The organism is Bifidobacterium myosotis (assembly GCF_002259745.1).
Lineage (GTDB): Bacteria > Actinomycetota > Actinomycetes > Actinomycetales > Bifidobacteriaceae > Bifidobacterium > Bifidobacterium myosotis.
Genome location: NZ_MWWW01000003.1, coordinates 44565 through 69984, shown reverse-complemented (window position 1 = coordinate 69984; position 25420 = coordinate 44565). Strand labels below are relative to the sequence as shown.

The 25420-nt window shown below is 62.1% G+C and carries 16 protein-coding genes, 2 rRNA genes and 1 pseudogene; 16 read left to right on the top strand and 3 right to left on the bottom strand.

Annotated features, from left to right (window positions below; genetic code table 11):
• From BMYO_RS01640 to galE, 3 genes are all read left to right on the top strand, one after another.
• Positions 1–632 (top strand): 23S ribosomal RNA (locus BMYO_RS01640); the annotation flags it as partial.
• A gap of 173 nt (positions 633–805) precedes the next feature.
• Positions 806–923, top strand: a 5S ribosomal RNA gene (gene rrf / locus BMYO_RS01635).
• A 718-nt stretch (positions 924–1641) separates the two neighbouring features.
• Positions 1642–2664: a UDP-glucose 4-epimerase GalE gene (gene galE, locus BMYO_RS01630; protein WP_094666853.1), complete on the top strand. Its 1023-nt coding sequence runs from the start codon at positions 1642–1644 to the stop codon at positions 2662–2664.
• A gap of 210 nt (positions 2665–2874) precedes the next feature.
• Here the strand turns inward: galE and BMYO_RS01625 are convergent.
• Both BMYO_RS01625 and BMYO_RS11980 read right to left on the bottom strand, forming a co-directional pair.
• A pseudogene (locus BMYO_RS01625) lies at positions 2875–3554 on the bottom strand (LuxR C-terminal-related transcriptional regulator).
• Between the two features lie 164 nt (positions 3555–3718).
• Positions 3719–5332 carry an ATP-binding protein gene (locus BMYO_RS11980; RefSeq protein ID WP_420807278.1) on the bottom strand — a complete coding sequence of 538 codons (1614 nt, stop codon included), beginning with the start codon at positions 5330–5332 and terminating at the stop codon, positions 3719–3721.
• 170 nt (positions 5333–5502) lie between these two features.
• On the opposite strand from BMYO_RS11980, the gene BMYO_RS01610 reads away from it, so the two are divergent.
• The 13 genes from BMYO_RS01610 to pstB all read left to right on the top strand — a co-directional run bounded on the left by BMYO_RS01610 (position 5503) and on the right by pstB (position 23240).
• Positions 5503–7533: a PspC domain-containing protein gene (locus BMYO_RS01610; RefSeq protein WP_094666852.1), complete on the top strand. Its 2031-nt coding sequence runs from the start codon at positions 5503–5505 to the stop codon at positions 7531–7533.
• Positions 7530–8273, top strand: coding sequence for a hypothetical protein (locus BMYO_RS01605; protein WP_094666851.1), 744 nt, complete (start codon positions 7530–7532; stop codon positions 8271–8273). The genes BMYO_RS01610 and BMYO_RS01605 overlap by 4 nt, the downstream gene beginning before the upstream one ends.
• Before the next feature lie 247 nt (positions 8274–8520).
• On the top strand, positions 8521–10470 hold the full coding sequence (locus BMYO_RS01600) for an alpha/beta hydrolase family protein (RefSeq protein WP_233427999.1): 1950 nt from the start codon (positions 8521–8523) through the stop codon (positions 10468–10470).
• A 206-nt stretch (positions 10471–10676) separates the two neighbouring features.
• Positions 10677–11630 carry a hypothetical protein gene (locus BMYO_RS01595; protein ID WP_094666850.1) on the top strand — a complete coding sequence of 318 codons (954 nt, stop codon included), beginning with the start codon at positions 10677–10679 and terminating at the stop codon, positions 11628–11630.
• A 907-nt stretch (positions 11631–12537) separates the two neighbouring features.
• On the top strand, positions 12538–13740 hold the full coding sequence (locus tag BMYO_RS01590) for a 3-deoxy-7-phosphoheptulonate synthase (protein ID WP_094666849.1): 1203 nt from the start codon (positions 12538–12540) through the stop codon (positions 13738–13740).
• Positions 13741–13838: 98 nt separating this feature from the next.
• Entirely contained in the window at positions 13839–14552 is a 714-nt protein-coding gene (gene mtnN / locus BMYO_RS01585; protein ID WP_094666848.1) for a 5'-methylthioadenosine/S-adenosylhomocysteine nucleosidase, read from the top strand.
• Positions 14553–14829: 277 nt separating this feature from the next.
• Positions 14830–16143 carry an MFS transporter gene (locus BMYO_RS01580; RefSeq protein WP_094666847.1) on the top strand — a complete coding sequence of 438 codons (1314 nt, stop codon included), beginning with the start codon at positions 14830–14832 and terminating at the stop codon, positions 16141–16143.
• A 304-nt stretch (positions 16144–16447) separates the two neighbouring features.
• A complete protein-coding gene (locus BMYO_RS01575; protein WP_094666846.1) occupies positions 16448–17875 on the top strand; it encodes a sensor histidine kinase in 1428 nt (475 codons plus the stop codon).
• 350 nt (positions 17876–18225) lie between these two features.
• Positions 18226–18930, top strand: coding sequence for a response regulator transcription factor (locus BMYO_RS01570; RefSeq protein WP_169834010.1), 705 nt, complete (start codon positions 18226–18228; stop codon positions 18928–18930).
• A 269-nt stretch (positions 18931–19199) separates the two neighbouring features.
• Entirely contained in the window at positions 19200–20336 is a 1137-nt protein-coding gene (gene pstS, locus BMYO_RS01565) for a phosphate ABC transporter substrate-binding protein PstS (protein WP_094666844.1), read from the top strand.
• Positions 20337–20481: 145 nt separating this feature from the next.
• The gene (pstC, locus tag BMYO_RS01560; RefSeq protein WP_094666843.1) at positions 20482–21435 is read left to right on the top strand and encodes a phosphate ABC transporter permease subunit PstC; all 954 of its coding nucleotides are present in this window, start codon (positions 20482–20484) and stop codon (positions 21433–21435) included.
• Positions 21435–22427: a phosphate ABC transporter permease PstA gene (pstA, locus tag BMYO_RS01555; RefSeq protein ID WP_420807277.1), complete on the top strand. Its 993-nt coding sequence runs from the start codon at positions 21435–21437 to the stop codon at positions 22425–22427. The genes pstC and pstA overlap by 1 nt, the downstream gene beginning before the upstream one ends.
• A gap of 33 nt (positions 22428–22460) precedes the next feature.
• Positions 22461–23240 (top strand): phosphate ABC transporter ATP-binding protein PstB, encoded by a 780-nt coding sequence (gene pstB, locus BMYO_RS01550; RefSeq protein ID WP_094666841.1) that lies wholly within the window; start codon positions 22461–22463, stop codon positions 23238–23240.
• A gap of 538 nt (positions 23241–23778) precedes the next feature.
• Here pstB and BMYO_RS01545 read toward each other — a convergent pair.
• Positions 23779–25173, bottom strand: coding sequence for an NCS2 family permease (locus BMYO_RS01545; protein ID WP_094666840.1), 1395 nt, complete (start codon positions 25171–25173; stop codon positions 23779–23781).
• Positions 25174–25420: the final 247 nt, after the last annotated feature.

The window sequence follows — 25420 nt, the reverse complement described above, 5'->3', positions numbered from 1 at the left end:
GTAACGGAGGCGCCTAAAGGTTCCCTCAGCCCGGTTGGCAATCGGGTGTCGAGTGCAAGTGCACAAGGGAGCTTGACTGCGAGAGCGACGGCTCGAGCAGGGACGAAAGTCGGGACTAGTGATCCGGTGCCGGTGTACGGACGCGGCATCGCTCAACGGATAAAAGGTACCCCGGGGATAACAGGCTGATCATTCCCAAGAGTCCATATCGACGGGATGGTTTGGCACCTCGATGTCGGCTCGTCGCATCCTGGGGCTGGAGCAGGTCCCAAGGGTTCGGCTGTTCGCCGATTAAAGCGGCACGCGAGCTGGGTTCAGAACGTCGTGAGACAGTTTGGTCTCTATCCTCTGCGCTCGTTGGAATGCTGAGGAGGCCTGCCCATAGTACGAGAGGACCTGGGTGGACGAACCTCTGGTATGCCGGTTGTCACGCCAGTGGCACGGCCGGTTGGCTACGTTCGGGAGGGATAACCGCTGAAAGCATCTAAGCGGGAAGCCTGCTCCGAGATAAGCATTCCGTGGCACCTCGAGTGCCTGTACCCCCCATGGAGAACACGTGGTGGATAGGCCGGACGTGGAAGCCCCGCAAGGGGTGGAGCTGACCGGTACTAACGGGGGAACGGCAACACACACCCCAACCCTGTTGGGGAGCATCGAAAACATTCTTCTGCAATGGACTTCCGGACGGCATGGAGCATCCGGATGACCGCAAGACCATTTCGACATCGCGTCCGCTATCCGGTCCCCAACCCATCACGGGAACCATCCCCCACACCAACGCGTGTGGGACGTCTAATTGAAGATTTGCGGCGGTCATGGCCCAGGAGAGACGCCCGGCATCCATTCCGAACCCGGAAGCTAAGGCCTGGCACGGCGATGGTACTGCACCCGAGAGGATGTGGGAGAGTAGCACACCGCCGCATTACACGTTCACAAGGAGCCCCGATACCAACACGGTACCGGGGCTCCCTTGTTTCTGCACACATGCACTTGACGGAAACCCCAACAACAGAACAATCCGTCGGTGTTCTTCCGTTTACCCCATTCATCTGGACACGGACACCCCACACCCACGCACTCGACCGGAAACACCAACCCCCGCCAGGGCTCCCCGCATTCCCACACACCCCGAAAAACACCGGGCACCACCGGTGCTCTCCCTGAAATTCCTGACGACCCGCAACGATACAGCCACCACGACGCCACGGGCGGCCGCACGATGACGACAACCAACCCCCTCAGCCAACCAAACCACGTTCTCCAGCCCCCGCAACGGGCCGCACACCGCACACCACACAAAACCACTACAACGACGTTGGGACCCAACACCCCGCACAAGGATCAACGAAAGATCCGACACACCCGACAACACCATTTCCATGGAAACCGGCTCATGTAAGAGTCCGATGCCCAGCACCGTGTCCGCAACTTGCCAAAACACAGTATTGGGCCCGAAATGGGGTGGGGCTTAGACGGCAGGAGATCAGAATGCCCCTGTGCCGAGGCTTCAAATCGTTCATGATGAATGTTCGCTTTACCGCCAAACAGCAAATCGACGCACAAAAACGGACAAAACCGCACATTTTCGCTACTGTTTGGTGTAGAATGAGGGGCGAAGGCAAGATACTTCAAGGAGGAAACATGACCACAGTTCTGGTTACGGGTGGCGCCGGATTCATCGCCACCCACACCGATGTTGAGTTGTTGGAGAAGGGCTACGATGTCGTCTCCGTTGACAACTATGGCAACTCATCTCCGATTGCGCTCGACCGCGTTGAGCAGATCACCGGCAAGAAGATCAAGCGCTATGACGGCGACGTGCGTGACGAAGCCCTCATGAACCGCATCTTCGACGAGAATCCGATTGACTGGGTCATCCACTTCGCCGGTTTGAAGGCCGTTGGCGAGTCCGTGGCCAAGCCGATTGAATACTACGACAACAACCTCTACTCCACGCTGGTGCTGCTGAAGGTCATGCGCGCGCACAACGTGAAGAAGATCATCTTCTCCTCCTCCGCCACCGTGTACGGCACCCCGAAGGAACTACCGATTACCGAAGAGACCCCGACCGGCGGCACCACCAACCCGTACGGCACCTCCAAGCTGTTCCAGGAGCAGATTCTGCGCGACGTCCATGTGGCCGACCCCGAGTGGACCATCGTGCTGCTGCGCTACTTCAACCCGGTCGGTGCGCACGAGTCCGGCCTGCTGGGCGAGGACCCGAAGGGCATCCCGGCGAACCTGACCCCGTACGTGGCCAAGGTGGCCATCGGCGAGCTCAAGGCCGTACAGGTCTTCGGTGATGACTACGACACCCCGGACGGCACCGGCGTGCGCGACTACATCCACGTTGTCGATCTGGCCAAAGGTCATGTGGCGGTCATCGATCACATCGACAAGCAGGGCGTGTTCGTCTACAACCTCGGTACTGGCCACGGCTACTCCGTGCTGGAGGTCATCAAGGCTTACGAGAAGGCCGCCGGTCACCCGATTCCGTACGTGATCAAGCCCCGTCGCCCCGGTGACATCGCCGCCTGCTATGCCGACGCCTCCAAGGCCGAGCGCGAGCTTGGCTGGAAGGCCGAACTGACCATCGACGATATGGCCGCTTCCTCCCTGAACTGGCAGACCAAGAACCCGAACGGTTTCCGCGACGCCAAGTGATATCCATGGGATTCCGGCCCTTCCCGCAAGAAATGTACTGATAATTGCCTGCTAGCGGGGAGCCGGGTCGCATAACGAGTTGAGGGGAGTCATGGCTTACATGAGCCATGACTCCCCTCAACTCGTTTGATGGCATTGCCGCGTCAGAACGGCAACAGGAACGACTGTTGTCGCCCCCAAAACAAAGCAGTACGGAGAGACCGCAGAGCCTTACACAATCCGCCGGTCGGCGGCCCATCGCGTCAGCTCGGTGCGGTTCGACAGCTGGAGCTTTCGAACCGCACCGAGCTCACATGCGTCTCCACCGTCTTGATGGAAATGAACAGTTCGGCGGCCACCTCCTTGTAGGTGTACCCACGCGCAATCAGACGCATCACCTCCTGCTCGCGGGCGGAGAGCCGATCGAGCTCCTCATCGCGAATCGGTGCGCCGTCCCCGTCGCCGCCCAGCGGCGCGCCTTGGAATGCAGACAGGACGAATCCAGCCAATTTCGGCGAAAACACCGCATACCCCTCGTGCACCTGCTTGATCGAGGAGATGAGATCGGTACCGGTGATCGTCTTGGTCACATACCCTCGCGCGCCGGCGCGAATCACCGATCCCACATCCTGCGGCGCGTCCGAAACGGACAACGCCAGAAACACGGTGGTGGGGGAGTAGGGGCGTGACTTCAGCAGGATTTCCGCCCCGCCACCGCCTTCGCCGCCCGGCACATGCACGTCCAACAGCACTACCTGCGGTTTGGTCTGCGCGATCATGGCCACAGACCCCGGTACGTCGGCAGCCTGCCCCACGATGTCGAATGAATCGCGCAGGGTGGCGATCACGCCCGCTCGGAACATTTCATGGTCATCGACGACCGCTACACGGATCTTCTCAGGTTCACTCATGGTTCCTATTGTCTCTCTTTGCATTGGGAATTACGTATTTGGGGAATTATGCATTGCTGATGACTGACGTCCCGCAGTGCCCGCCGCGTACGTCGTGTCCAAAGCAGACACGGCAGTTGTGGCACTCACTGTGACACTGTGACGGCACTGCGACATCGGCGGTATCAGGCTATGCGCGGCAGATTGACGTCGGTATTCGCCGGCTGCTGGCGAGGCGCGCGAGACGGCGGCGGAGTCCGCATCTGACCGGGGTCGCCTCCTGTGCCACTTCTGAACCCGCCGGCAGAGCCGTTTCCGGCACCGCCGGCCGCACCGCCCTGCATCGCAATCGGCATATGCATCCTGACCTCGGTGCCCCATCCGGTCCGGGAAACGATCTCCACGCTGCCCCCGCGCCGCCTGATGCGTCCGATGATCGACTCGCGAATGCCCAGCCGGTCCGGTGGAATCGCATCCACGTCGAAACCATGGCCATGGTCTCGCACGAACACCTCGACCAACGAAGGCGTGGCTTCGCAATACAACGCAATCGGTTCGCCACCATGGGTGACGGCGTTGACCAACGCCTGACGGGTGGCGTCCAACAGCGCATCGGTCTGCGCACTGGGCCTTGCGTCTCCCACAATCACCACTTCGATCGGTTTGCCGTGCTCATCCTCCACCTGCGCTGCAATCTGTTTCAGTCCCGTACCCACCGAACGGTCGGACGTGGATCGCTCCTGATACAGCCATTCACGCAGCTCCCGTTCCTGAGCGCGGGCCAACGTGAAGACGGTGTCCGGCTCCTTGTCGTGCAACTGGATCAACGCCAGCGTCTGCAACACCCCATCATGCAGATGGGCGGTCATATCTGCGCGCTCCTCCTCGCGCTCCTTGAGCGCCTGTTCGTGGGAAAGCCGCTGCAGCAGCGCGCCGGCCCACGGCATCACCGCCACCACCATCGCGGCGACCATCACGAATCCGGAGGCCATGATGCGGCGCGGCGAGGTTCCCCAGCCCGTATAGGTGACGTTGCCCACATACACGGTCCAGCCCACGAAGATCAGCGCGATGCCGCCGAGCATGGACAGCAGCTGCGCGCCTTGGGGAGACGGATTCATCCATGCCAGCGCGATGCCGGCCAGCATCATCAGCAGCGGCAGTATGACGGTGTTGTCCACACCGGTGCTCGCCAGCAACAGGCCGATGCCCATCAGTGCTATGCCGCTGAGCGCCACCAGAGCCGGTTTGGGGGCCCGCTTCACTGCATCCGCCAGTGATTCGGGGGCGGATGCGCCAGCTGCATCGAGCATAGGGTCTACAGGGAGGGCGGCCGCGCTGGGGCCGGGCGTCGAAGTCGGGTTTGCGGCATGTGCGGCAGGGTCGAACGTTCCGGTGCCGTACGCGCCGCACGCATGGCCGGGGATGCCGAACCCGTCGGCTCCAGGTCCGTCCTCACGCCCACCCCCATGTCCGGGAACATGGGATGCGCCGGTTCCGAATCCACCGGTATTGACACCGTTGGTTCCGAATCCGCCGAAGCTGATTGGTGATATCGGCTGATTGCCGCGCGCGAGCGGTGCCTGAGCGATCGGTGCCGTACGGGCTGCGGCCGATGCCGCCGCAACCGGGTCGCCGGCGGGCATGAAAATCCACAGGAACACGTACCCGATGATTCCGGCGCCGTACAGCAGAGTCAGTGCGAGGAACACCATCCGTACCCATACCACGGATATGCCCAGATGCAGCGCGATGCCCTTGCAGACGCCGGTGAGCCAGCGGCCGCGCTTCGGCCGCATCAGCGGCATCCGGGCTGGCAGCATCGGTTCCGGAGGTAGGGTCGGGGTTGGATTCATAGTTCCATTGTGCCGCGTCCAGGGTGGTGACACCGAGGTTTCAACGGGGGTTCAGGGAACAATCAGGGTGTTCCCCGGCCGGTATGGCAGCGGCGTGTTGCTGTAATGGAACCATGAGCAATCCAACGGTGAATCCCTATCAGCCGCAGCCGAACAAGGCTCTGCGGCGCTTCTTCTCATGGATACGGTCCAGCTGCATCGTCCGAGGCGACGATCGGTGGATCGGCGGCGTCTGCAGCGGAATCGCGGCGCGCTTGGGCTGGAGCCCGACCTTGGTGCGCGCCCTGATGATCGTATCCACACTGGTGTTCGGCTTCGGCGCCGCACTGTACGCGTTCGGCTGGTTCCTGCTTCCGGACGTCCGCAATGGCCGCATCCTTGGCGAGGATCTCGTCAACGGCCACTGGAACTGGAATTGTCTCGGATGTTTCCTGTTCATGGCCGTGGCCTTGGTGATTCCCGGCGCCGGGTGGGTCTGCATCGGGCTGGCGGCCGTGGCGCTGTGGGCATTGGTGACGAGCGGCATCCGTCAGCGGGAAGGCTACGGGTTCGGTTATCGCGGCGGACGCCCCGGTCCGTCCGCCGCGCCATCCTCGGGGCCGTATGCCGCGCCGAATGGTGGCCCGTACCCTGGTCCCGGTGCCTCTGGCGCTTCATATGGCGAGCCATATAACGGTCCCTATAGTCCTCAGTTTGTCCAGCCATCCAACGGTTCGCATATGGGTCCTGCCGGTCAGAACCCGTACGCTCCCGGCTATGCCGGAGCCAACGGGGCTGGTCGGGGCGCGGGTCCGGCGCCGTTCAATCCCGTCAATCCGGTCACGACGCCCGCCGCTCCCGCTAGCCCTATGGCTCCAACGAATCAGCATCCGCCTTTCTACGGTGCGCCGGGTGCAGGTGATCCGTATGCGGGCCCGATGCCGGCCTCCGGTTCCTACGCCGTGCCGTCGCCTGGACCGGACAACCATCCGCACTCCCAACGACGCAAGCCGGCCGGCCCGATTCTGGTGCTCGCTGTGCTCGGATCGATGCTGATTTCCATTGCCGCGATCATGGCGATCATCAATGTGAACGATTTCGGTCTGGCCCCCATTGTGGAGCTGGTCACCGTTTGGAGCGCGGCGGTGTGCATCATAATGGGCATCATCGTGGTGATTCTGGGAGTTCGCGGACGACGCGCCGGCGGGCTGATTCCGTTGGGACTGATTGCCGGTGCCTGCGCCGTGGCCATGATTATCGTGTCCGGTACGTTTTCGGCGTATTACTACGACATCACCCATAACGACGGAACTTATGCGGCAAGCGTGAACCTAAGCGCAAGCGAGAACTCCGAGAACGGGTACGGCATGAACGAAATCCAAGTGGGCGACACCATGGTGGCCGATTCCAGCACACGCACGCTCGATGTGCTCAAGCAGGGTGTCTCGTTCATCGGCGACAGCTATGAGAACAGCAAGGCGATTCTTGACTTCTCCGCTTGGCCGGACATGCATTCGCCTCATGAAATCGAGCTTATGGATGGCCGCAAAAGCACCTCCAACTGCCCGGTCGGCGACATCACGATCGCCGCGTATCAGTCGCAGGTGCATATCATTCTGCCGGGCGGCTGCTCGTACGGCTTCGGCAGCACCGGATATGGATACGTACTCAGCGATTCCGTGGGCGGCAAATACGAGGCCGCATCCGTTGATTCGGCGCGCTGGCCCGCCACGGTATTCGGCTTCGACGGATTGCTGGGGAACGGTTTCAGCGAAGCCGGCTTCTCCGACATGACCGGCGACGATTACGTGTGGATGAATGATTACGACAGCATGCCGTCGAAGGGTCCCGAACTGCTTATCAGGGTCCCGTATGCGCTCGAGGGGCGGGTGAACGTGGTGTACGTCTCGAATTGGGAGGATTTGACATTCCGCCAATTCGACAATCTGCACGGCACGGAATCCGGACGTCGCGAACGGCAGGATTACATCAACAGCACCTTGCCCGACGAGTCGGGACCTGACGATGATTCCGCATCCGGCGGATCTACGTCATCTGATTCGAAGGATTCGAAGGAGTCGAAGGAGTCGAAAGAATCGTCTGATTCGGACGGTTCGCAGCCGTCGGAATCCTCTGATCAACGCCAGCAGGAGGGCAAGCAATGAGCGACGATACCAAACAGTTCACGACACGGCCCATGACCGTTGAGGACGTGACCGTCACCACGGCGATGCCGTCGGCCGAACGCCCCGTCGATGAGACCCGCGTGCTCAGGACGGATGATGACGCCGATGCGGCTGCCAAAACGGAGGTCATCGATCAGCCGGTGGCGGATGCCGATTCCGCGTCGGATTCGGACCCAGCGCCGATTGCGGTTGCCGGGGATGCGTGTGACAAGGATGTCCCCATCGGTGATTTGCCCTTGAAGGGCGAGTCGATTCCGCCGGCCGACGACGTGCCGCTATACGGCGAGACGGTTGATGCGATGCATGCGGATGACGCGTCGTCCGCCTCGCGGCCGAAGACGTCGCAGCCGGAAACATCGCAGAAGCCGCAGCCTGTGGTGGGGGATGGCGCGGCGGCATCCGGGATTGGTGGCGGTTCGTCATCGGTCGGTGCCGGAGATGCCGGCAAACCCGGCGGACCCGATGCCTCCGACACATCCCCGAATAAGCGTGGCGTCAGCATTCCCACAGTCGTCTTCGGGCTGCTGGGACTGCTCATCGGCGTTGTGGCGATGGTGTTCGGGCTGGTGTTCCCGAACACGCTGATTCCGGCGTTCACCGCCGGACCCCAGATCGTCGTGGCCGTGGCCTGCGCCGTGGTCGGCGTGATACTCGTGATCGTCGCCGTCGTGTGGGCCGTGATGGGGGCCGTCAAGAGCGGGCGAAACGCGGCGGCATAGCTGTGGCTGGCTAGCTGGCATCCGTGTCTTTTGCCGGGGCGCGGGTCGCCGGCGGCCGGGAACGAGGATGGTGATTCGGCCTGCGGGCGGACGAATCACCATCGAATCCGTATCGAATCGTCATCGAATCACCAATGAACCCGACCGCCGAGCCGGGGGCTTCCGGCGAACGATGTTGCCGACCGGACGTATACGGAGTACACCTGTTGGCGGTTCAGCGGTCACCCGAAGTCAGATGGAGGCGCATATGAAACGGATGTTGCGCGTGACGGTCATGGCGGTGGTACTGCTGTTGGCGTTCGCCACATTGGGCTGGGCCATGACCCCGCGCTGGAGCATCCAACCATATGCCGATCATCTTGCGGTGGCCTCGCCGAGCCCGGACATCGAACCGGCGGTCCGGAACGGGGCGACCATCCCCCGCGAAGGCCGGTACCGAACACGCGAGACGAGAATCACGGTCGATGTCGGCGACGGTGAACGGTTGCCCGCTGTCCTGCGAGAGCCGGTCGACGCGCCCGGAAACCGTCCGGCCTGCCTGTTCATCCACGGTTCCGGCACCAGCGGTGCCGAGGACTTCGGCGACATCGCCAATGCGATGGCCTCCGCCGGCATTGTGACGTTGGTGCCGGCCAAACGCGGTGACGGCTATACGGTGCTGCATCGCGACTATGCCCGGTTCGCCCGCGACTATGGCCGCGCCCTCGACGTACTGCGCGGCACGAGCGGTGTGGACCCGTCCAAAACCGGCATCTATGCCGAATCGGAAGGCACATGGATCGCCACTATTCTGGCGTCGGCACGGCACGACATCGCATTCGCCGCACTGACCTCGGCGCCGGTGTTCAAAGGGCGCGAACAGATGGCCATGGCCGTCAGCGCCTATGCGGATGCGGCGGGCGCGCCGGAGCCGGTGGTCAGGGATACCGCAAAACTGTTGTCGCTGGATTACGCGCCGTTCGGCTTGTCCTACGCCGATTTCGACGCCGATGCGCATCTGTCCGCGCTCACCATGCCGGTGCTGGTGAGCTATGGCACCTACGATACGGCGATGCCCATCGAGCAGGGCGCTCGCCGCATCATGGAAACGGCCCATCGTGCAGGCAACGACAACGTGACCGTACGGTATTTCGCCGGCAATCATCAGATGCGCGCGGGCAACGGGCTGTTCGCGCCGGGGCTGCCGCTGGCCGATGGATACACGCAGGCCTTGGAGAACTGGGTGAACGGCGTGACGATCGGCGGGGCCGGGGCGGGTGCCGCCGGCGGGAAGTCCGTGAATTCGGCCGGCGGCTTGCCGGGGATGGTCGCCGATTATGCCGGACGCGTCGATGGCGTTGCCGGCGAAGAGGACGATACGCCGTCCGGGACCGTCACCGGCGGCAGGTCCACGTCGTCGTTCGGTGAGGCGAAGGACGATACGTCGGATGATGCGGCATGGAAGCAGGCCGAAGGCTGGGCGACGCCTCAGGTCGCCGGCGCCCAGCCCAGTCAACGATTCGCGGCCCCGTCGCGCACCAACTCCGGTATCGTCGGCTCGCTCGGCGTATTGGTCGCATTGATGGCTCTGACTCCGCTGCTGCTGGGCGTATCCGCGATGCTTGGCCTTGCCATATCGGTGATTGCACTGATATCGCGCCGGAGGCACGGTGTCATAGTGCCTGTTCGCGGCAAACGAGCCGCCCTGCACGTCCGGTCGGTCGCGGCAATCGCCGATGGCCCGGCGTCGGCACCGGTGTTGCCGTGCGTCGCGTCCGCCCGTGCGATGCGCGACGATGCTCCTGCGGTGGGACCTGCGACTGGCCCATTGACGGCCCGCGCCCGTATACATGCGCCGTCACGGGCAGGGTTCCCGAACGATCCGGCGTACGACAGGCCGCCCATCGCCGGCGCCTGCTGGATGATCGGGATGGCGTCGATGACGGTTCTCGTGTTGCTTTATGGCTACCTCGCCGGCGTGGGCGCCGCCGCCGTGTTCCTCAAGCCCCTGCCGTCCCTGTTCGGCGTCGGTTGGGTGATGCTGCGCCTTATGTCGCTGGCGTTGACCGTGCTGCTGGCATGGCGGTTCGAGTACCTTTGGACCAATCGGGGCGGCATCGTCGGCATCCGTCGTGTCGTGTGCGTGCTGACCGTCGTGGCGGCGCTCGCTGCTCTGACCTGCATGGCGTTCTGGGGATTGTTCGACCTGCCTCTGTGAATCCGGTGCCTGATGATGACGGACGCGCGGGGCGGCCTTGTCATTTCCGGTATTCGATAGTGCCTGTTCGAGTCTGGGACGTCAGGCAGAGGAAGTCGGCAGCATAATCAACGAACTTCCGGTGCTGGACAGTGGCGACGCGTTGAGTTATCCACATACCCCGATTCGGCTTGCGCATATGAGCCGTACATGCATAGCGTCGAATCATGAAAGAACACAAAGGAGTGACCGCGCTGTTGCGCGCGGCTGAAGCGGAACGGCGTTGTGCCGCTGGGCGGAATCATGCCGAACGTCAAGCGTTGGCGCGTCGTGCGGAAGCCGGTGAATTGGTTTCGCCGTACTGCAATCTGTACGCTGATGCCTCATATTGGAAAGGATTGACTGTAGAACAGCAATCCCTTCACACCATCAAGTCTCTGGCGCAAAGGCATCCTCAATGGGTTTTCGCGGGGCTTAGCGCAATCTGCGTGTATGGATTGCAGCATGCCTATTCACTGCATGACGGTACGGTGCATATCGCGTCAATTTCGGGTGCGGGGAAGCGTGACGAGCCGCGGCTGGACCGAATATACATGAAGCAGATTCCTTCACAGCGATGTAGAGGGATAGCCGTCACAACGCCGGAACGCACGTTGGCTGATTGCTCGTCGCTATCGTTCCCGCAGGCCTTGGCCATCTATGATTCAGCATTGCGTCTGGGACTGACGACGATGGCCAAGCTGCATGAAGCTCTGCCGCAATACCTGCGCGATATGAAGGATGCCTCGCGATTGCTGGAACATGCAGACGGACGTAGTGAGAACGGTGGCGAATCGTTGATGAGAGGGATGTTGATTGACAATGATTTCGCACTGCCTCTGATGCAGATGGAATTTGAAAATCCCGATAACCGATCCATGCCGTATCGGGTCGATTTTTGTTGGAAATTGGCGGATGGTCGCATTCTGGTTGCGGAATACGACGGTATGGCCAAGTATCGTGATGGAAGTAATCAGAACCGTGCCAGCATTCAGTCGAAACTGGCTTATGCACATCTGAGGGAACAGCATCTGAGAGCGCAGGGCGTCACGTCGATCGCGCATGTGTTCTTCGAGGATGTGGTGTCTCCGGGACGTTTGGAGGCGAAATTGATGGGGCTTGGGGTGCCTAAGATCCGATGACCTCTGTTTCGTTTGTGCTATGTGTGCCGTTATGGGCTCAATGTGACGTCGGTATGGTTGGGCAGAGGGTTTCGGGCGTTGTCGCCGTGCTTGGTGATACACGGTGTGGCACCGATGCGCCGTATTATGTCTCTCGTCGTGTGTGCAGCCCTGCAGGAGCGGTACATTGTCGCGAAAAAACGAGGGATTTCGTGACAAAGTCTCACTGACACTGCCTTAGTGGTACATTGTCGCGAAAATAGACCGATTCTCGCGACAATGTACCACTGAGTGGCGGTCAGTGAGACTTTGTCGCGAACGTATGGTTATTTTCCCGACAATGTATCGCGGAAAGAAGTACGGCAGGGGTGCGGCTGCTGTGGTACTGCTGTGGTGCGACTGCTGGTGCGGCAGGACCATGGCTGTTGTTGGTGCTGCCGCACAGTGGTACTGCCGCGTACGACTGTGGTCCGGTTGCTGTAGTGTCGCCGCGCACGGCTGTGGCTGTGGAGGTGCGGCTGCGGGGCTTTCCGTGATGTGGCTGTGGCGTTGCCGCGATGCGGCTGGGTTTTCCGTGGCGCAACCGCGGGTATTGCTGTGGTATGTGTGTGGCCGTGGTCCGGCGTGGGTCTTGGGGCAGCCAAGTGGTGGTACTGCTGTGGTACTGCTGTGGTACCGCCGCGTACGACTGTGGTCCGGTTGCTGTAGTGTTGCTGTGCACGACTGTAGCTGTGGCTGTTCGGCTGCGGGGCAGGTGTGGCTTTGCCGTGGGGACGGATGTGGCGCTGCCGCGGTGCGACTGCGACACCGGTGGCGGCGATTATGGGGAGAATAGCGCTGCGGCCATCGCTGCTGCATCGTCTCTGCCGCAGCGTCACCCATTGCACCTATCCTTGGGAGCAGTAAGTTTCAAGGAGAGAACACCGTTATGCAACAACAGGACGATCATGCGCATCAGCTGAACCGCCCCGAGGATCTGAGAGCCATCCGTCAGGCGATGGACGAGGGCAAGAACCCGCTGGTGGTCACCGATGTGCCGCGTTGGGAGGATCAGGTCGGCATCAGCCGTATCGTCAACCGTCGCGTCCTCGAATTCGAGGTGCTGCCCACCCCGGCGCAGGTGCTGGCTAATCAGCCGTTGAGCCCGCAAGCCCAGGAGATCGTCGCCTATTCGCGCGACGAGATTCGCGCCTGCCTCTACGGCCAGGACGACCGGTTGCTCGTCATCGTGGGGCCCTGCTCGGTGCATGACCCGAAGGCCGCGCTCGACTACGCCCGCCGTTTGGCCAAACTGAAGGATGAGCTGGACGAACAGCTTCTCATCATCATGCGCGTGTATTTCGAGAAGCCGCGCACCACGGTGGGCTGGAAGGGACTCATCAACGACCCGGACATCGATGGTTCGTGCAACATCAAGAAAGGTCTGCTGCTGGCCCGCAAGACCCTGCTCGACGTGCTGGGCACCGGCCTCGCCGCGGCCACCGAATTTCTTGAGCCGACCAGTCCGCAGTTCATCGCGGACGCCGTGAGCTGGGGTGCGATCGGCGCGCGCAATACGGAATCCCAGGTGCATCGCCAGCTCGCCTCCGGCCTGTCCATGCCCATCGGATTCAAGAACGCGACCGACGGGTCCATCAAGGCGCCGACTGATTCCTGCTTCGCCGCAGCCCAGCAGCACACGTTCTTCGGCATCGACCATATGGGTCGTGCCGCTGTGGTCAAGACGCTCGGCAACCCCGATTGCCATGTGGTGCTGCGTGGCTCGAACCATGGGCCAAATTATGATGCCGATTCCATCGCCGATGCATTGGAGACCATCCGTTCGCTCATGCCGGCCGATTCGGCGGCGGCGCATGGCCTTATCGTGGATTGCTCCCACGGTAACTCGGGCAAGGACGAGCATCGTCAGGCCGAGGTGGTGCGGGAGATCGCCCACCGCATCGCGCAGGGGGAGCGGGGCATCACCGGCGTGATGATGGAGAGTTTCATCGAAGGCGGCAACCAGCCGGCGGCGCCGCTCGATCAGCTCGTGTACGGCAAATCGATCACCGACCGGTGCATTTCCTGGCCGGACACCGAGGCGCTGCTCCGCGAGCTGGCCGAGGCCGTGGCCACCCGACGCTGGCGCTGAAGGCCGGACGTGCCGCCGCGACGACCGCGTCCCGCGGCTGGGAACGGACGCTTCCCGAAACACATCGACTTGATAACGACCGACAGGAAAGGAACAACATGGGTATGAAGACCGTGGCCATCATCGGCGCGCTGGATGAGGAGGTGGCGCTTATCGCCAAATCCCTGACGCATGTGACCCACACCGCCAAAGGCAGTCTGGACATCGTGTCCGGCACCGTGTATTCCTTCGGCTCAGACGTCATCAAGGTGGTCGCCACCGTGGGCGGCATGGGCCTGGTGAACGCGGCGGCCACCACGCAGCTGCTCATCAGCGAGTTCGCCCCGGACGCCGTGATCTTCTCCGGTATCGCGGGCAATCTCAACACCCATCTGCACATCAACGATGTGGTGCTCGGCGGTACGTTGCGGTATCTGGACACTGATATGCGTCTGGTGGGCCAGTGGAAGCCCGGCACCACCGAGGTTCCGGTCACCGAATTCCACTCCGACGACCATCTGCTCGAAGTGGCCGATAAGGCGCTCGCCGATGCCGGCATCACGCATATCACCGGCATCATCGCCTCGGGCAACTATTTTGTGGACACCCCCACCAAGGTGGAGGAGGTCATCCGGCTGACCGGTGCGGACGCCGTGGAGATGGAAGGCGCCGCCGTGGCGCAGGTCGCGGCGCGCAACGATGTGCCGGCCTTGGTGATTCGCGCCCTGTCGGACAATGCGGACACCGACTACGAGGTGTTCAAGGAGTTCGACATCTCCGAATACGCCGACACCGCCGCACGTCTCGCCGTGGATATCGTCAAGCGCCTGTAGCGCTCGTAAGACCGGTTGTCCACTATATGAGCGTTTTGGTCACCCCTGCTCATCGCTGCGCCATACTCATCAATCAGCACAGCGATGTGTGGGGGTTCGTCGCTGTGGCCACAAGCCGTTCCAGTCCTCCTCCACATGTCCGTCGCTGTGCTCATGAGTTTTTATGAGCAGGGTTCGCCTGAACGTATCCCTTACAGGGAATACCCGATAGTGATATTCGATATCCGATATCCGATACGGAGGCGTCTGAAACCCTGCGGCATGAGGAGAGAAGCACATGTCTGCCAGCGCATCCGTAGCTGTAGAAAAGCCGGTGAAGAAGGATTCGGTCCCGGAGATCATCGCCGCTTCCATGGTCGGCACGGCCATCGAATTCTACGATAATTACTGCTATTCCATCGCCGCCGCCAGCTACTTCGGCACGATTTTCTTCACGAGCGTCGCCAAGTCCAACCCGGCGCTCGCCACCCTGATGGCGTTCGTCACGTTCGCCGTCTCCTTCCTGGCCCGCCCGTTTGGTTCGATGCTGTTCGGCCACTTCGGCGACAAGATGGGCCGCAAGAAGACCCTCGTCCTCGCGCTGATGACGATGGGCATCGCCACCTTCCTGGTCGGTTGCCTGCCCGGCTATGACCAGATCGGCCCGTGGGCCGTGGTCATCCTGTGCATCTGCCGCGCCTGCCAGGGCGTCGGCCTCGCCGGTGAATGGTCCGGTGCGGCCTTGGTCGCCACCGAGAACGCCCCGGCCGACAAGCGCGCCCTGTACGGCTCCTTCCCGAACCTCGGCGCCCCGATCGGCTTCTTCTGCGCCTACGGCCTGAACCTGCTGCTCGACTCCAACCTGAGCCAGGAGCAGATGATCTCCTTCGGCTGGCGTATCCCGTTCCTGTGCTCCGCCGTGCTGGTCATCATCGGCCTGTACGTGCGTGCCCGCATGTCCGAGACCCCGGTCTTCCGCAAGGCCTCCGAGGAGAAGCGCACGTCCAAGCACCCGCTTACCGACCTGCTGCCCTACACGAAGGAGGTGCTGCTGGGCACCGTGGCCATGGGCATCACCTACACGCTGTTCTACGTGCTCGGCACCTGGTCCCTGTCCTATGGCGTCAAGGGCCTTGGCTTCACGCAGAGTGAATACCTGCTCATGCAGATGTGCTCGGTGGTCTTCTTCGCCATCTTCATCGTGGTGTCTTGCGTCTACGCCGATAAGGTGGGTCGTAAGAAGGTCCTCTTCGTGGTGACCGCCGGCACTCTGGTCTTCAGCTTCTTTACGCCGTTGCTGCTCGTGCATTCCGCGTCCCACATCATGATCTTCCTGTGCGTGGGCTTCGTGCTCATGGGCGGCCTGTTCGGACCGTGCGGCGCGTACCTGCCTGAGCTGTTCCCGGTGCATGTGCGCTACTCCGGCGCCGGTCTGAGCTACAATCTCGCGGCCATCTTCGGTGGCGCGTTCGCCCCGACGATCGCCCAGGCCTTGGTCTCCTCCAAGTTCGGCGTGGCCGGCGTGGGCTGGTACATGGCCATCATGGCCGCCCTCGCGTTGCTCGCCCTCTTCCTCATCAAGGAAAGCAAGGACAAGGACTACGAGCTGTGAGTCATCCCGGCTCACCCGCTATGGCGGGAACGATATGAGCCGGATCTGATTGTAAGGCTATTACAGCGCCATTCCCCATCGCGGTGACGGGGAATGGCGCTGTCGTATGTTCAGGGGTAATGGGTGGGCTTCGTTCGCCGGCTCCGGCGCGTGCCAGGTGTAGAGTCAGCCATTGCGCGCGGATGCATGGCGAACATACGACAGACGCGCATCGGGCGCGGATCGCACGCAGATCAGATGAACAGTAGGCGAACTTACGTAGCTCACCCGGTGTACTACAAATGCGGCGTTTTAGTCTGGAATCATGCAAATCTGGAAGATCATCGTAATCGCTGTGCTCGTGGTGCTGTGCCTGATCTGGGTTGTCGTCATCTCGTACAACAAGGGCCGCGCCACCGGCCGCCGCGTCGCCGAGGAGGCCGCCGCCAAGGATGCGGATGCGCGGTCCCTGTTCGGCGACGATATTCCCGTGCGCCCCACGGAACGCCGGCTGATCGAGGTGATGCCACAGGCTGTGATCGTCACCGATCGCAATGGCCGGGTCCAGTATGCCAGTCCTGGTTCGGTGCCGTTCGGGTTGGTCTCCGCCGGGCGGCTCAACTCGCGCGAGGTCGAGGATATCCTGACGCAGGCCGCCACGGATGGTGGCGTACGCGAGCGTGAGGTGCAACTGCCCATCGACCGTAATCCGTTCCCGCAGCTCAACGGCAAAGGACTCGAGGCCGGTAAGCTGCTGCCGTCCAGTACGTTGTATCTGCGTGTGCGCATCGGTGACATCGGCGATGACCTGTACGTGATCTTCATCGACGACGTCTCCGAACAGCGTCGATTCGAGGCCGTTCGCCGCGATTTCGTGACGAACGTCTCCCATGAGCTCAAGACGCCCGCCGGCGCCATCGCCTTGCTGGCCGAGACCATCACCGACGCCGCCGACGATCCGGATGCCGTACGGTACTTCTCGGGGCGCATCACCAAGGAATCCACGCGCCTGACCGAGCTGGTCCATCACCTCATCGATCTGCAGAAGGCGCAGAGCTCGCAGGGCGTGATGGATGTGCAGCGCGTCTCCACACTGGATGTGGCACGCGCGGCCATCGCCGAGAACCAGGTCCAGGCCGACGCCCGCCATGTGGATATTCGCCTGAGCGTCAACGGCAAGCCGGTGCCGACCGTGGCCCCGGAGCCGGATGCGTCGTCTGATGATGGCGTCACACCGGATGCGTCGGCAGGCTCGTCGAATGGTTCGGAAGCCGAGGCAGGGAACGCGGTGCCCGCGACGGGGGAGGGTGGCGCCGTCACTGCGTCGGAGTCCCATGCGCCCGACGAGCCTCAGGGGCCGGTGATCATGGCCGATCGCGAGGCCATGCGGACCGCCATCAAGAATCTGGTGGAGAACGCCATCCATTATTCCCCCGAACATACGACCGTGGCGGTCGGACTCGGGCAGGACCACGGCACCGTGACCATTCGGGTGGTCGATCAGGGCATCGGCATACCGGAGAAGTCGCTCGACCGAGTGTTCGAGCGGTTCTACAGGGTCGATCCGGCGCGTTCCCGTGCCACCGGCGGGTCCGGTCTGGGACTGGCCATCACCAAGCACTGCGTGCAGGAGAACGGGGGTAAGATCTCCGTCTGGTCCCGCGAGGGCGAGGGATCGACCTTCACCATCGAAATGCCGGCCGCTCCCGATGACGATGACGCAAGCGGGCGCGCACATGGTGCGGCCAGATAGGCGGAATCAGGCGGATAGGCCAGGTGCGTAGGGCCGCCGGTGGCAAAGGCGGCTGGTGATTGTCGTCGCGCCGGTGGTGAGAGCCGCTGGCGAGAGCCGGTGGCGACTGGCGATAGGTCGCGCGATGATTGGCGATGGGGAGGTCGTCGCGCGACGGCGGCCCGCATGGTGAACATGCATATGGACGGGTGTATGCGGACAGTCGCGGGAGCCGGCAGCGTATAGCATGTAGCGTTAGCACATAATTACGTACTTCAATGAAACAGCAGGGAAACGGAGAGCGAATGGTTACGATGGTGTCGGAAAATTTTGTGCCTATGCGCACGGGAACATACCCTAGAAAGGCTACTATGACGCGCATTCTTATCGTCGAAGACGAGGAATCCTATCGCGAACCGCTGGTGTACCAGCTCACTCGCGAGGGGTATGACGTGTCCGCCGCCGCCACTGGAGAAGAGGGTCTGGAGCTGTTTACCAAAGGCGGCATCGATCTGGTGCTGCTTGACCTGATGCTGCCCGGCATCGACGGGACCGCGCTGTGCAGGCGCATCCGCGAACAGAGCCGCGTGCCGATCATCATGTTGACCGCCAAGAGCGCCGAAATCGACAAGGTCGTTGGGCTTGAGATCGGTGCCGACGACTATGTGACCAAGCCGTATTCGTTCCGCGAGCTGCTGGCGCGCATTCGCGCCGTGCTGCGTCGTAATCAGGCCACCGCGCAGGCCTCGGGCTCCGTGGATGACGACATCCCGCTGGTGTGCGGCGACATCTCGATGCAGGTGGGCCAGCACCAGGTCACGGTGCGCGGGGAAGTGGTGTTCTTCCCGCTCAAGGAATTCGAGCTGCTCGAGTATCTCATGCAGAACAAGGGGCGCGTGATGACCCGTCACCAGCTCATCGACCGCATCTGGGGTTCCGATTACGTCGGCGATACCAAGACGCTCGACGTGCATGTCAAGCGCGTGCGTTCCAAGATCGAGGAGGACCCGGCGCATCCGAAGTACCTGACCACCGTGCGCGGGCTCGGCTACAAGATCGACACCCCGGCCGAGTAGAGGTCTGACCGCCCGTCAACGACGACGGCGGTTGGCGGGGCGCAGGTAGTCTTCGCGTGCGTAGATTTTCCGGCTGCCCCGCCCTCATGCCGATATCGGCCTCTTGAACTACGTAGTGGCGACGTAGCCGTATTTATTGGCAAGTGTTCATCTTTTGTTTACTGATTTCGTTCCCCCGTTCCCTGCTTTCCCCATACGCTAGTAGATGTCATGAATTGACCGGGCGGAATTCCCCACCCGTGTTTAGTTGATAGAGGGAAAAAGAAATCATGCAGAAGAACATTCTTGTGCGTTCCATTGCCGCTCTCTCCGGCATTGTGATGCTTGCTTCCGTTGCGGCTTGCGGCGACAACACCGCCTCCACCGGCAACAACAACAGCGGCTCCTCTGACACCGCTTCCAAGACCGCTCCGATCTCCGGTGACTTCCAGGGTGCCGGCGCCTCCTCCCAGCAGGCCGCCGTTGAGGCTTGGATCGCCGGCTTCCAGGGCACCAACCCGGACGCCAAGATCGCCTACAACCCGTCCGGTTCCGGCGCTGGTGTGTCCACCTTCCTGACCGGTGCCACCGCTTGGGCCGGCTCCGACAAGGCCCTGTCCGATGACGAGGTCAGCAAGTCCGAGGCCGTGTGCGCTTCCGGCGCCGCCTTCGACGTGCCGGTCTACATCTCCCCGATCGCCGTGGTCTTCAACCTGAAGGGCATCTCCGACGCCGGCAAGCACGTCAACCTTGACGCCGCCACCATCGCCAAGATCTTCGACGGCAAGATCACCACTTGGAACGACCCGGCCATCCAGGACCAGAACAAGGACCTCAAGCTGCCGGCGACCGCCATCACCGTCGTGCACCGCTCCGATAAGTCCGGCACCACCCAGAACTTCGTCTCCTACTTCAAGGATGCTGCTCCGGACGCTTGGCCCTACGACCTGTCCGAGAACTGGCCGAACTCCGTTGGCCAGGGCGCCAAGGGTACTTCCGGCGTGATCTCCACCGTGCAGCAGGCCGACGGCACCATCGGCTACGCCGACTTCTCCCAGGTCGGCAAGCTCGGCACCGTGGCCGTCAAGGTCGGCGACTCCTACAACGAGATCTCCGCTGAGGCTGGCTCCAAGGTGATCGAGGACTCCAAGCTCGACGAGTCCGCCAAGGGCGAGAACCGTGTGGTCGTGAAGATCAACCACGAGACCTCCGCCGAGGGCGCCTACCCGATCGTCCTCGTGTCCTACGCCATTGCTTGCCCGGCCTACAAGGACACCAAGAACGCTGAGTTCGCCAAGGCTTGGCTGACCTACATCACCTCTGAGGAGGGCCAGAAGGTCGCTCAGGACGCCGCCGGCTCCGCTCCGCTGCCGTCCAGCCTGACCTCCCAGATCACCAAGTCCATCGACGCCATCCAGACCAAGTGATGACGCGGTTCCCAGACCACCTCGCCTGATTCATAACCGAATCATGTGAAACTCCACAAGCCGCAGTCGTGTGAAACGGTTGCGGCTTGTGGCGGGTCTGGACCTCGAATACGGCAATTTATCCATCATCCATTAAGGAGCATTCGTGAGCTCGCAAGACAAACCGGTCATGGCACCGGCTGGCGGCAAAACGGCCGACAAGGTGTTCAAGGGCATCGCATATGCCTGCGGCATCCTGATTCTGGTCGTCCTGGCTGCTGTGTTCCTCTTCCTGTTCTTCCGTGCATGGCCGCTTATCGGCGGTGATCAGGCCGCGAACAAGGAAACCATCTCTGGACTTTCCGGTGGCAGGACCGACAACTTCTGGTTCTACGTGCTGCCGATGCTGTTCGGTACCGTGCTGGTCTCCATCCTCGCCCTGCTGATCGCCTTCTTCATCTCCATCGGCATCGCACTGTTCATTTCGCATTACGCCCCCAAGAAGGTGGCCACCGGTCTGAGCTACGTCATCGACTTGCTCGCCGCCATCCCCTCCGTAATCTACGGTCTTTGGGGTGGTCTGATTCTGGTGCCCGCCATCTACCCGTTCTGGAACTGGGTGGCCACCTACCTCGGTTGGATTCCGCTCTTCCGTGGCCCGGCCGCCAACCCGCAGCGTACGGTCGGTACCGTGGCCGTCGTGCTGGCCGTTATGGTGCTGCCGATCATCACCTCCATGTCGCGTGATATCTTCCAGCAGACCCCGAGCCTCCAGCAGGAGGCCGCCTACGGTCTCGGCGCCACCAAGTGGGAAATGATCAAGCTGGCCGTGCTGCCGTTCGGCAAGTCCGGCATCGTGTCCGCCTCCATGCTGGCCCTCGGTCGTGCACTTGGTGAGACGATGGCCGTCTTGATGATTCTGTCCCCGGGTTACCTCTACTCCGTGTTCCTTCTCCAGGCCTCGCAGAACCAGACCATCGCCGCCAACATCGCCGCTCAGTACCCTGAAGCCAACGATCTTGGTGTGTCGGCCCTGATCGGAACCGGTCTTATCCTGTTCCTCATCACCTTCGTGGTCAACTACGCTGCGCGTAAGATCACCGAGAAAGCGAGTGCATGATGGCTGAAGCAGCAAAGAAGAGCAATCTCGACGGCGCGCCCGTCATCGACTTCGACAAGTTCCGCGTCAAGCCCAGCACCGAGAAGCGCCGTAAGGTGTGGGACCAGTTCATGACCGGCCTGATCGCCCTGGCCTTCGTCATCGCCTGCATCCCGCTGGTCTCCGTGCTGTGGACCACGCTGTTCAACGGTCTCAAGCGTCTGAACCTCAACTTCCTGAGCTACAACATGACCGGTGTGGTCGGTGGTAACCCGACCGTGTCCGGCGGCTACGGTGGTGTGCTCCACGCCATCATCGGTACGCTGGAGATCACCGGCGGTGCAATGCTCATCTCCATCCCGATCGGCATCATGTGCGCCGTGTACCTCGTCGAGTACGCGCACGGCGGCAAGCTGGCCATGACCATCTCCCTGCTGGTCGATGTGATGAGCGGTATTCCTTCCATCGTCGCCGGTTTGTTCGCATTCTCGATGTTCACCATCGTGTTCGGCCCCGGTACCATCAACGGTATCGAAGGTTCCGTGGCATTGTCCCTGCTGATGCTGCCTACCGTGGTGAAGTCCTGCGAAGAGATGCTCAAGATCGTCCCGAACGACCTGCGTGAGGCCTCTCTGGCCCTCGGCGTCACCAAGCAGCGCACGATCACCAAGATCGTGCTGCACACCGCTCTGCCGGGCATCGTCTCCGGCTGCATCCTCGCCATCGCCCGTGTGATCGGTGAGACCGCGCCTCTGCTCATGACCGCCGGCTACATCTCCAGCACCAACGTGAACCTGTTCTCCGGACAGATGACCACCCTGCCTGTGTACGTCTATCAGGAGTACGCCAAGCTCAACGCCAACTGCCCGGCCAACGCCGATGCCTCCTGCGTGCCCACCATCCCGATGGAGCGCGCTTGGGCCGCAGCCCTCGTGCTGATCATCATCGTGCTGGTCCTGAACCTCATCGGCCGTCTGGTGGCGAAGATCTTCGCCGTCAAGACCGAGCGCTAATCGTTCGAATTTCAAGGAACAAAAGGAAACATCATGGGACAACGTATTGACGTCAACCACGAGAACATCTACTACGGCGACTTCCTGGCCGTGGAGGATGTGAACATCAACATCGAGGCCAACAAGGTCACCGCCTTCATCGGCCCCTCCGGCTGCGGCAAGTCCACCGTGCTGCGCACGCTCGACCGTATGCACGAGCTCATCCCCGGCGCTCATGTCGAGGGCGAGGTGCTGCTCGAGGGCAAGAACCTGTACGACAAGGACGTGGACCCCGTCTCCGTCCGTCGTGACGTCGGCATGGTCTTCCAGCGCCCGAACCCGTTCCCGACCATGTCCATTCGTGAGAACGTGCTGGCCGGTGTGCGTCTGAACAACAAGCACCTCAGCAAGTCTGACGCCGATGACTTGGTTGAGTGGGCCCTGCGTGGCGCCAACCTCTGGAACGAGGTCAAGGATCGTCTGGACAACCCCGGCATCGGTCTGTCCGGTGGTCAGCAGCAGCGTCTGTGCATCGCCCGCGCCGTGGCCGTCCACCCGCAGGTGGTGCTCATGGATGAGCCTTGCTCCGCCCTCGACCCGATTTCCACGCTCGCCGTTGAGGATCTGATCAACGAGCTCAAGAGCGACTACACCATCGTGATCGTGACCCACAACATGCAGCAGGCCGCCCGTATCGCCGACTACACCGCCTTCTTCAACCTGAAGGCCGTGGGCCAGCCGGGCCACCTCGAGTACTTCTCGGACACCACCACGATGTTCAACAACCCGCAGAACGCTGAGGCCGAGCGCTACATCTCCGGCCGTTTCGGCTGATCGCGCGACGCGACGAGCCGTCCCCCTATCAAGTCGGAAAGCCCCGTATGGCAGTGCATTCGCACCGCTGTGCGGGGCTTTCCGCGTTGTTCCCCCAAAACCGGACGCTGAGGGTGGCGGTGTGGCGTGGCGGGGTGGCGGTTGGCGGCCGTTTTCTACCAGAAGGCTTTTGCTCTTGGTAGAAAACGCCCGCTGATAGTCGGCTCAGCGGCTGTTTTCTACCAGAAGAGGGCTGGCTCTGGTAGGAAACGCCCGCTGAGAGGGCTTATTGCGTCCGTTTTCTACCAGAAGTGACACTGTTCTGGTAGGAAACGGACGCTGAGGGGGAGATGGGGACGCCATGAGCAGCTATCGCCATGAGCAGCAGGGAGCAGCGGGGAGTCAACCCACCCTGCGGATACGGAACTCCGCTGACGACCTCGCTCGCCGGTTCAAGCTCCAACCCACCCCGGGATACGGCAGGGCCCCGCACCGAAGAACCGATGCGGGGCCCAATCATGAATCGCGAAGACGGCTTACGCCATCAGCGCGAGATCCGTTACAGAATCGCCATGCACACGAAGTCCAGAATGAACAGCACGGAGACGATCCACAGGATCGGGTGCACCTGCTTGGCCTTGCCCTTGCAGGTCATCACGATGCAGTACATGATGAAACCGCCGGCGATGCCGTAGGAGATGGAGTAGGAGAACGCCATGAACACGGCGGCGAAGAACGCCGGGATGGCTTCGGTGATGTCGGCCCAGTCGACTTCCTTCAGGGATGCGGCCATCATGCAGCCGACGATCACCAGAACGCCTGCGGTGGCCGCGGACGGCACGGCGGAAACCACCGGGGCGAGGAACGCGGACAGCGCGAAGCAGATCGCCACCACCACGGAGGTCAGACCGGTGCGGCCGCCCGCCGCGATGCCGGCGGAGGATTCCACGTAGGTCGTGGTGTTCGAGGTGCCGCAGATGGCGCCGATCGAGGTGGCGATGGAGTCGGCGAACAGGGCCTTGTCCATCTTGGAGGAGAAGCCGGAACCGTTCTCGAGGGCCTTCTCATCCTCAAGGGAGAAGATGCCGGTGCGGCGGCCGGTGCCGATGAACGTGCCCAGCGTGTCGAAGGTATCGGACATGGAGAACGCGAAGATCGTCACGATCACGAGCGGCAGCTTGGCCGGGTCGGAGAACAGTGCGGGGAAGCCCTCGGCGGAGAAGATCGCGCCGAAGGTCTGCGGCAGCTGGGAGAAGGTTTCGGAGATGGAGACCGAGGAGCCGAAGTTGGTCACGCCGAACGGGATGCCCGCTACGGTGGTGATGGCGATGGCCAGCAGCAGTCCGCCCTTGACCTTGAGCACCGTGAAGATCACGGCGAGCAGCAGGCCAATCAGGAAGACCCACAGCACCTTGTCGTCGAACGTGGCGAGACCAGGGGTAGCGGCCACGGCACCGCCCTCGGCCGCGGCCTTCGGGTCACCCGGGGTGAACTTGATGAGACCGACGTTGAGCATGCCCACGTACGCCACGAACAGGCCGATGCCGCCGCCGATGGCCTGCTGCAGCACCACCGGGATGGCCATGATGATCATCTTGCGGATCTTGGTGACCGTGATGACGATGTTGATCAGGCCGCACAGGAAGACCATGCACAGGGTCTGCTGCCAGGTGAAGCCCAGACCGAAGCACACCGTGTAGGTGAAGAACGCGTTGAGGCCCATGCCGGCGGCCTGCGCGTACGGAACATTGGCGAACAGGCCCATGACCAGGGTGCCGATGATGGCCGCGATGATGGTGGCCAGGAAGACGCCGCCCCACGGCATACCGGTCTGGGACAGAATCTGCGGGTTGACGACGATGATGTACGCCATCGCGAAGAAGGTGGTCAGACCGGCCAGGATCTCAGTCGAGGCGGTCGTGCCGTTCTCCTTCAAATGGAAGAATTTCTCCATTACTTCTCTACTTCCTTGGGTTGTGCGGGGCTTGTTGTTGGCCGCGCAGCATGGTCGTCGCGCGACGGGCCCCGGCGAGAATTGCGACTCGCCCTGATCGGCCTGGACGGCACACGTCCGGTACCGCACACCCGATCAGAACCGTCGATGATTATAACCTGTGTTTATAACGCGGAATCGTCGGCCATGTTGGTGTCTGACGGGCTGACCGGTGGCTGCGACCCAGTGAGGGGAGGACGCCGGCCGG

Excerpts from the sequence above, each read along its gene's own strand:
- galE (WP_094666853.1), top strand. The coding sequence starts at position 1,642 with ATGACCACAGTTCTGGTTACGGGTGGCGCCGGATTCATCGCCACCCAC.
- BMYO_RS11980 (WP_420807278.1), bottom strand. The coding sequence starts at position 5,332 with ATGCGGCCGAAGCGCGGCCGCTGGCTCACCGGCGTCTGCAAGGGCATC.
- BMYO_RS01610 (WP_094666852.1), top strand. The coding sequence starts at position 5,503 with ATGAGCAATCCAACGGTGAATCCCTATCAGCCGCAGCCGAACAAGGCT.
- BMYO_RS01605 (WP_094666851.1), top strand. The coding sequence starts at position 7,530 with ATGAGCGACGATACCAAACAGTTCACGACACGGCCCATGACCGTTGAG.
- BMYO_RS01600 (WP_233427999.1), top strand. The coding sequence starts at position 8,521 with ATGAAACGGATGTTGCGCGTGACGGTCATGGCGGTGGTACTGCTGTTG.
- BMYO_RS01595 (WP_094666850.1), top strand. The coding sequence starts at position 10,677 with ATGAAAGAACACAAAGGAGTGACCGCGCTGTTGCGCGCGGCTGAAGCG.
- BMYO_RS01590 (WP_094666849.1), top strand. The coding sequence starts at position 12,538 with ATGCAACAACAGGACGATCATGCGCATCAGCTGAACCGCCCCGAGGAT.
- mtnN (WP_094666848.1), top strand. The coding sequence starts at position 13,839 with ATGGGTATGAAGACCGTGGCCATCATCGGCGCGCTGGATGAGGAGGTG.
- BMYO_RS01580 (WP_094666847.1), top strand. The coding sequence starts at position 14,830 with ATGTCTGCCAGCGCATCCGTAGCTGTAGAAAAGCCGGTGAAGAAGGAT.
- BMYO_RS01575 (WP_094666846.1), top strand. The coding sequence starts at position 16,448 with ATGCAAATCTGGAAGATCATCGTAATCGCTGTGCTCGTGGTGCTGTGC.
- BMYO_RS01570 (WP_169834010.1), top strand. The coding sequence starts at position 18,226 with ATGACGCGCATTCTTATCGTCGAAGACGAGGAATCCTATCGCGAACCG.
- pstS (WP_094666844.1), top strand. The coding sequence starts at position 19,200 with ATGCAGAAGAACATTCTTGTGCGTTCCATTGCCGCTCTCTCCGGCATT.
- pstA (WP_420807277.1), top strand. The coding sequence starts at position 21,435 with ATGGCTGAAGCAGCAAAGAAGAGCAATCTCGACGGCGCGCCCGTCATC.
- pstB (WP_094666841.1), top strand. The coding sequence starts at position 22,461 with ATGGGACAACGTATTGACGTCAACCACGAGAACATCTACTACGGCGAC.
- BMYO_RS01545 (WP_094666840.1), bottom strand. The coding sequence starts at position 25,173 with ATGGAGAAATTCTTCCATTTGAAGGAGAACGGCACGACCGCCTCGACT.